Source organism: Amycolatopsis tucumanensis, assembly GCF_021654135.1.
Taxonomy (GTDB): domain Bacteria; phylum Actinomycetota; class Actinomycetes; order Mycobacteriales; family Pseudonocardiaceae; genus Amycolatopsis_E; species Amycolatopsis_E tucumanensis.
This window is the reverse complement of sequence record NZ_JAKGSD010000079.1, coordinates 23,622-30,372: the sequence shown is the minus strand read 5'-3', so window position 1 is coordinate 30,372 and position 6,751 is coordinate 23,622. Positions and strand designations below refer to the sequence as shown.

Annotated in this window: 7 protein-coding genes; 3 read left to right on the top strand and 4 right to left on the bottom strand. The window is 70.6% G+C overall.

Features of this window, described 5'->3' with window-relative positions; translation table 11 throughout:
- Positions 1-84: 84 nt before the first annotated feature.
- Together L2C96_RS41075 and L2C96_RS41070 are read right to left on the bottom strand one after the other, a co-directional pair.
- The gene (locus tag L2C96_RS41075; RefSeq protein ID WP_237339947.1) at positions 85-459 is read right to left on the bottom strand and encodes a VOC family protein; all 375 of its coding nucleotides are present in this window, start codon (positions 457-459) and stop codon (positions 85-87) included.
- A 63-nt stretch (positions 460-522) separates the two neighbouring features.
- Complete coding sequence (locus tag L2C96_RS41070) at positions 523-1,671, bottom strand: coiled-coil domain-containing protein (RefSeq protein WP_027936419.1); 1,149 nt, start codon at positions 1,669-1,671, stop codon at positions 523-525.
- A 216-nt stretch (positions 1,672-1,887) separates the two neighbouring features.
- Between L2C96_RS41070 and L2C96_RS41065 the strand changes: the two genes are divergently transcribed.
- Positions 1,888-2,988: an adenosine deaminase gene (locus L2C96_RS41065; RefSeq protein ID WP_027936420.1), complete on the top strand. Its 1,101-nt coding sequence runs from the start codon at positions 1,888-1,890 to the stop codon at positions 2,986-2,988.
- 77 nt (positions 2,989-3,065) lie between these two features.
- Positions 3,066-4,259 carry an MFS transporter gene (locus tag L2C96_RS41060; protein ID WP_237339946.1) on the top strand — a complete coding sequence of 398 codons (1,194 nt, stop codon included), beginning with the start codon at positions 3,066-3,068 and terminating at the stop codon, positions 4,257-4,259.
- Here the strand turns inward: L2C96_RS41060 and L2C96_RS41055 are convergent.
- A complete protein-coding gene (locus L2C96_RS41055) occupies positions 4,225-4,587 on the bottom strand; it encodes a MerR family transcriptional regulator (RefSeq protein WP_237339945.1) in 363 nt (120 codons plus the stop codon). The genes L2C96_RS41060 and L2C96_RS41055 overlap by 35 nt on opposite strands.
- A gap of 67 nt (positions 4,588-4,654) precedes the next feature.
- Here L2C96_RS41055 and L2C96_RS41050 point away from each other — a divergent pair, with 67 nt between their 5' ends.
- Positions 4,655-5,410 (top strand): amidohydrolase family protein, encoded by a 756-nt coding sequence (locus tag L2C96_RS41050; RefSeq protein ID WP_237339944.1) that lies wholly within the window; start codon positions 4,655-4,657, stop codon positions 5,408-5,410.
- A gap of 4 nt (positions 5,411-5,414) precedes the next feature.
- Here L2C96_RS41050 and L2C96_RS41045 read toward each other — a convergent pair whose 3' ends face one another.
- Positions 5,415-6,674, bottom strand: coding sequence for a SatS C-terminal domain-containing protein (locus L2C96_RS41045; protein ID WP_020421804.1), 1,260 nt, complete (start codon positions 6,672-6,674; stop codon positions 5,415-5,417).
- Between the last annotated feature and the right edge of the window lie 77 nt (positions 6,675-6,751).

Genomic DNA, 6,751 nt, shown 5'->3' with positions numbered 1-6,751 from the left:
GGATCGGGGGCGGGGGAGGTCTGGTTGGGGTAGTCGGCTTGCTTTCGTTGCCGGCTTGCGGTTCGAACACCCCCAGAGGCGCCCTCAGGTCGCTGCATCGTGGCCCAGGTCCACGATGCAGAACACGTTTCCCTCGGGGTCGGCCAGCACCACGAAGTCCGGGTCCTCTGGGTAGCGATCCCACTCCACCTTCGCCGCCCCCAATCCCACCAGGCGGGCCACCTCGGCGGCCTGCTCGTTCGCCGACTCCACGAACAGGTCCAGGTGGATCCGCGGATGGCGCTGCACCGGGGTCTCGCTGCGCATCAGCCCCAGCACCGGACCATCGTCGCCGCTGAGGGTGCGCCAGTTCGGGTTCTCCCACGAGCTCGTCGCGCGCAGGCCGAGCGCCTCCGTCCAGAACGCCTCCGCCCGCGCGAGGTCGTCGACACCGAGCACCGGGATTCCCAACCGCAACATGCCCCGAGCCTAGACACGGAAAAGGCCCCGGGCATGGCACGCCCGGGGCCGATCCACGAGAACTCAGGCTTCGGTGTCGTCGCCCTCGGACTTGGGCTTCACGTCGGCGTTCTTCGGCGCCCGGCCGTTGCGGGCCCGGCGCGGCTGGCGCTGCGCGGGCGGCGGCGGGGCGATCTGCGGCACCGACGGGCCGCCACCCAGCATCAGCTCCGCGAACGTCGCCATCGCCTCGTCGAGCTGGCCGCCGATGCGCCGCTCCGACTCCTCGTTGCTGCGGCGCACCAGGGAACCCACCGACTCAGTGTCCGGGCGGCTGGACAGCGTGCCCTCGACCCGCGAGAAACCGCTCTTGACCGCGCCGCCGAGGTCGCCGAACTGCGCGGCCACACCCTCGTCGACCTTGTCGATCCGGCCGGCCAGGTCGTCCAGGCGGCCGGTGATCTGCTCCAGCCGGGCGGACAGCGCTTCCAGCCGCTCCGTCGGGTCCAGCATCTCGCCGGTCTCGTCGATCGCGCCGCGCAGGGCCTGCGTGGCCGCCTCGACGCGCTCGCGGTGCTGGTTGTCCGCCTCGTCCACGCGGCCGCGCAGGTCGGACAGGCCGTTCTCGACGCGCTCACGCAGCTCGCCGACGCCGTTGTCCACCCGCTCGCGCAGCTCGCTCATGCCCGAGTCGACCCGGTCGCGCAGGATGGACTCGGCCATCTCGATGCGCTCCTTCACCGGCCCGTGCACGGCCTGCGGCAGCGCGTCGAGCTTCGCGTCCTGCTTGTCCAGGTGCCCGTTCAGGTCGTCGAGGCGGCGGTGGATGTTCTCCAGCTTGTCCTCGAGCCCGTCCATCCGGCCCGCGACACCCTCGAAGCGGGCGGCCACACCGTCGAGACGGCCGTCGAGCTGGGCGAACGGCTTCGCCAGCTTGTCGACGATGCTCTCCACCGCGCGCGCCAGGTCCGCCAGCGCGTTGTCCTGCGCCTCCAGGCGCGACATGGCCTCGTCCAGGCGCTCGGCGAGCACGCCGACCTCGGTGCGGTCGGGCAGCTCCGACAGCCGCTTGCGCACGGCGCCCAGCGAGTCGACCGGAGCGAGCCGCGCGTAGATGTCGTCGAGCGCGTCGAAGATCTGCTGCTGCTCGCTCTCGCGGACTTCGGCCGCGCGCACCAGCATGTTGCGCATCCGGTCGAAGGACGGAGCTCCAATGTGGTTATCAGTGGTCACTTCGGTGTCCTTCGTCGGCGGGGAAAGAGGGACGTGGGCGAAGCTTAACCATTGCGGAATTGCTCTGGGTATCGCCCCCGTAAAGGCGGGAACGTCGTGGTCACCCCGACCGGCCGAATGCGAGCCGCCGGGCGGCGGTCTGAAGCTTGAGTGGAGGCTGAGAGTCGCGACCGCGCGCGTCCATGTAGGTGACCGCCGCGGGGGTACCGTCGGAGCATGTCCGACAACGCCACCAGAGCGCCCCTGACCATGGAAAACATCCGGCGGGCGCCCAAGGTACTGCTCCATGATCACCTCGACGGAGGACTCCGTCCTGCGACCGTGATCGAACTGGCCGACGCCCTCGGGTACCGCGATCTGCCCACGACGGACGTGGCCGAGCTGAGCCGCTGGTTCCGCGACGCCGCCGACTCCGGCTCCCTGGAGTCCTACCTGGAGACCTTCGCCCACACCTGCGGCGTGATGCAGACCGAGGAAGCGCTGGTCAGGGTGGCCGCGGAGTGCGTGGAGGACCTCGCCGACGACGGCGTCGTCTACGCCGAGGTGCGCTACGCGCCGGAGTTGTTCGTCGAGCGCGGCCTGTCGCTGGACGCGGTCGTCGAGGCCGTCCAGGCGGGGTTTGCGGAGGGTGAGCGTCGAGCCGCTCAGCAGGGAAAAGTCATCCGAATGGGTACTTTGCTGTGTGCGATGCGTCAGCACGCCCGGGCGGCTGAGATCGCCGAGATCGCGGTGCGTTACCGGGACTCCGGAGTGGCCGGGTTCGACATCGCGGGACCGGAGGCCGGATTCCCGCCCACTCGCAACCTCGACGCATTCGAATATCTGCGCACCAATAACGCGCATTTCACCATTCACGCCGGTGAGGCGTTCGGACTCGCTTCCATTTGGGAGGCGATTCAGCATTGTGGCGCCGAACGGCTCGGGCACGGTGTGCGGATCGTGGACGACATCAAACGCGATCCGGACGGCACGGTCCACCTCGGCCGGCTGGCGAGCTACGTCCGCGACCGCCGCATCCCGCTGGAGATCTGCCCGTCCTCCAACGTGCAGACCGGCGCCGCCGCGTCGATCGCCGACCATCCGATCGGGTTACTCGCGGACTTGCGCTTCCGGGTGACCGTCAACACCGACAACCGGCTCATGAGCGGCTGCTCGATGTCGAGCGAGTTCGCCGCACTCGCCGACGCGTTCGGCTACGGGTGGTCCGACTTCCAGTGGTTCACGATCAACGCGATGAAGTCGGCGTTCCTCGATTTCGATCAACGGCTCGACCTGATCAACAACGTGATCAAACCGGGCTACGCCGAGTTGGTCTGAAAGCTCTTGTGATCGTTAGCGTCGGCAAGTAAAGTCCAAGATGTAAGAACAAGTTCTCACATCTTGGGATGGTCGCGATGAGCCGGGCAGCGGGGCTGGACACGAGGAGTAGGCGCCGGTGGGGCATCCTCGCGCTCGGCCTCGCGGCCCAGACCGCGAGCTGCTCGTTCCTCTACGGCATCCCGTTCCTGGTGCCGGAGATGCGCGCGGCCGGGCTGACGCTCGCGGAGGCGGGCACGATCGTCGCCGCGCCGAGCATCGGCCTGCTGTTCACGCTGATCGCCTGGGGCGCGGCGGCCGACCGCTACGGCGAGCGCCTGGTCATGGCGATCGGTCTCGGCACGTCGTCGGCGCTGCTGCTGGTCACCTCGCTGGTGACGCCGTCGACCGGGGTGCTGTTCGCGTTGTTCCTGCTCGCCGGGGCGCTGACCGCGTCGGTCAACGCGGCCAGCGGGCGCGCGGTGATGGGCTGGTTCGGCCCGGACGAGCGGGGCACCGCGATGGGGGTGCGGCAGACCGCGCAGCCGCTCGGCGTCGGCGTCGCCGCGCTGGCCCTGCCGCCGCTGGCGCAGCACTGGGGCTTCCAGTCCGCGGTGCTGTTCCCGGCGGTGTTCGGGCTGGTGGTCGCCGCGCTGGTGGCGTGGCTGGTGATCGACCCGCCGCGGCCGGAGAAGAAGCCGGGCGCGCCGAAGCCGGCGTCGCCGTACCGGACGCCGACGCTGTGGCGGCTGCACGGGGCGAGCGCGCTGCTGGTGGTGCCGCAGTTCGCGGTGTCCGCGTTCGCGCCGGTGTACCTGGTGTCGGCGCATGGCTGGAGCGCGCTGGCGGCGGGGTGGTTCCTGGCGGCGGTGCAGGTGTTGGGCGCGGTCGGCCGTCTGGTCTCGGGGTACTGGTCGGACCGGGTGGGCAGCCGCTTGCGCCCGATGCGGCAGCTGGCGATGGCGAGCGCGGCGGTCATGCTGCTGGTCGCCGTCGGCGACGTGAGCTGGATGTGGGTGGTGCTGTTCGCGCTGGTCCTGGCCGCGGTGATCACGGTGGCGGACAACGGGCTCGGGTTCACCGCGTCGGCGGAGCTGGCCGGGATCGACTGGGCGGGGCGCGCGATGGGAACCCAGAACACGGCGCAGAACATCGCGGCGTCCCTCACGCCACCCCTGCTGGGCCTGGTGATCGGCGATTCCCGCTACGCGCTGGCGTTCTGCGTCGCCGCGGTGTTCCCGGTGCTGGCGATCGGCCTCACGCCGGTCCGAGCCGAGACTCGGTCGTCGTGATCGCCTGGCGGAGCGCGGCCCGTGCGGCGGTCAGTTCCGCGGCGCGGGCGTCCAGCTCGGTGAGCCGGGCGCGCAGGGTGTCCAGGACGCCGGGGCAGGCGTCCAGCGTGCCGTCCGGGTTGGCGCAGTCGATGATGCGGCGGATCTCCCGGGTGGGCAGGCCGACGGTGAGCAGTTCGCGGATCTGCCGGACGCGCTCGACCGCGCCGGGGTCGTACTCGCGGTACCCGTTGTCGCGGCGCTGAGCGGTCAGCAACCCCACGCGCTCGTAGTACCGCAGCAGCCGCTCGGTCGTCCCGGTGCGCCTAGCGAGCTCACCGATCAGCATCACTTGACCTTCCCACCATGTCAGGGATCAACACTGCCGGGAGTACCACGATTCCCGGAGGAAGACCTTGATCATCGACGCTCACAGCCATGTGCACGACCCGGTCGAGAAGCACCTCACCCTCCTCGACGAGGCCGGTGTCGACAAAGCGATCTTGTTCGCGACCCGCCCGCACCCCGAACGCGCGATGACACTGGACGAGCTGAAGGCGGAGATGGCCGTGCTGTCGCAGAGCCTGGCCGGCAGCGGCGACGGCAGGGCCGCGGCCCTGCGCGAACTGGATGACGCGGTGGCCGCGCACCCGGACCGGTTCCTCGGCTTCGGCTCGGTGGACCTGTCCGGGCCGGACGTGGCAGCCGCGGTCGAGGAGACCGGCCGGATGTGGCACGGCATCGGCGAGCTCACCCCGCCGCCCGGCCGCGCCGACCTGCTGGAACCGGTGCTCCGCGCCGCCGACGGCCTGCCGGTGGTGGTCCACGGCGCGGCCCCGACCACCGCCGACGACCTGGCGACCATCGGCGCGCTCGCGCGGAAGTACCCGTGGACGCCGCTGGTGATCAGCCAGCTCGGCGGGACGCACTGGATCGACGCGATCGAGCTCGTCCGCGAGACCCCGAACCTCTGGCTGGAGCTGTCGACGGCGAGCCTGGTGTTCTCCGTGCGGCTGGCGATCGCGGAGGTGCCGGACCGGACGCTGTTCGGCTCGGACGCGCCCTACGGCGACCCGGCGCTGGCCCGCGCGCTGGTCGAGCGCGTCACGCCGTCGGAAACAGTGCGCGCCGCGGTCCTCGGTGGGAACGCGGCGCGCCTGCTCGGTCCGTGACGGGTCAGTGCACCCGCAGCCGGTTCTCGAAGGCCTCCACCAGCTTGCGCCACTCGCTCTGCTCGGTGTCGAACGGGGCGCTCGGCGCGAGCCGGCCCGGGTCCGGCTTCAGCACGAACGACACCAGCCACCCCAGGCTCTCCGAAGTGGACAGTGCGGCGGCCACCGTGTCGTCGCCCGCCCAGTCCGCGGCGTCGGTGAGCAGCTCGACCGCCAGGTCCAGCTGCGTCGGGTCGATCGCGTCCGGGCCCTCGGCCAGGTCCTCGTCCAGGCCGGCCAGCACGTAGGTGTTCTCGGTGTCGACCTCGACCTCCAGCTCACCCGCGGTGGCCTTGGCGAGCACCTCGTCCCAAGTGGACACCTCGGCCAGGTCGGAGTCGGCGAACGCGGCGGAGTCGGCCAGCGCCCGCGCGAGCGCCTTCTCCGACTTGAACACGTCGATCCGGCCGTCGCTGCCCAGGAAGATCGGCTCGTCGTCCAGGTAGCACCGCAGCGAGTAGTACTCGTCGCCGGCGGTGATGATCTTGATCGGGTCGATGCCGACCTCGCCCCAGAAACCGACCGGGACGTCCTCTTCTTCCTCGTCGTCGGCGTCGGTGCTCTCGACCGTGTCGAGGTCCTCGTCGGCCTGCTCGGACTCGACCTCGGCCTCGGCCGACTCCTCCAGGAAGGTGGCCAGCTCCTCGGCGGTCTGCTCGAGCACACCGGCGTCCACGTCCGGCACCTTGACCAGGCCGTCGATCGCGTCCAGCACGGTGTCCCACTTCTCGGACACGGCCTCGGACAGGTCGTTCCACAGGCGCTCGCCCTCGCGGCCGGTGAACGGCAGCCTGCCCTGCTCCAGCAGCGAGAAGCCCTCGGTGGCGTCCAGCACCTCGTGGACCTCGTCGAGCTCGCACACGTCGGCCAGCGAGCGCACGATGCCGACGATCTCGGCCAGCTCGCTGATCGTCCACGAGTCCGGGTCCTCGGCGACCAGCTCGGGCACGCCGACCAGGTCGTAGGAGTGGTCGTCGTCGGGGATCAGCTCCGGCACGTTCAGCGCCGGGACCGCGTTCCACGCCGGGTGGTCGATCAGGTCGTGCTGCTCGGCGGTGCGGACGAACGCGGCCAGGTGCGCGGCGTCGGGGAAGGCGTACAGATCCTCCTCGTCACCGAGGAAGGCCTCCCACTCCTCGCCGTCCTCCCGCCAGCGCGGGGCCCAGAGGGTCACCAGGTCCCCCTGCGGCAGCCCGAGTTCGATCGGGACGATGTCCTGTGCCATGAAAGCCCTCCGGATTACACCTGTGTGTGGGAAGCCTACGGCTTGACGGGACCGGCCGCGATGGGCCCCATCTGCTC